Here is a 429-nt window from a genome sequence, read left to right as displayed (position 1 = left end):
CAGATTCAAAATTTGAAAATGATGAACGATTCAGTGGTTACGGCAAGCTTGCGCCAAAATCCAAAGCAGACTTTGCCTTTATTCAACACATGGTACATTACCTAGACGATGAAGGTACCATGGCAGTCGTACTCCCACATGGTGTATTATTCCGTGGTGCCGCAGAAGGTGTGATTCGTCGCTATTTAATAGAAGAAAAGAACTACTTAGAAGCCGTGATTGGTTTGCCAGCCAATATTTTCTATGGGACAAGTATTCCAACATGTATCCTTGTATTTAAAAAATGTCGCCAACAAGACGATAACGTATTATTTATCGATGCATCCAATGATTTTGAAAAAGGAAAAAATCAAAACCATTTAAGCGATGCCCAAGTCGAACGTATTATAGACACATATAAGCGTAAAGAAACGATTGATAAATATAGCT

The 429-nt window shown here is 37.8% G+C and carries 1 protein-coding gene; it reads left to right on the top strand.

The window, feature by feature from the left end; genetic code table 11:
• On the top strand, positions 1–429 hold a 429-nt coding region (locus IDG64_RS14450), incomplete at both ends, for an N-6 DNA methylase (protein WP_206171364.1).

Source organism: Staphylococcus sp. EG-SA-15 (assembly GCF_017151895.1).
Lineage (GTDB): Bacteria > Bacillota > Bacilli > Staphylococcales > Staphylococcaceae > Staphylococcus > Staphylococcus aureus.
Note: the sequence above shows the minus strand (reverse complement) of the source record. Positions and strands in the feature narration are given on the sequence as shown.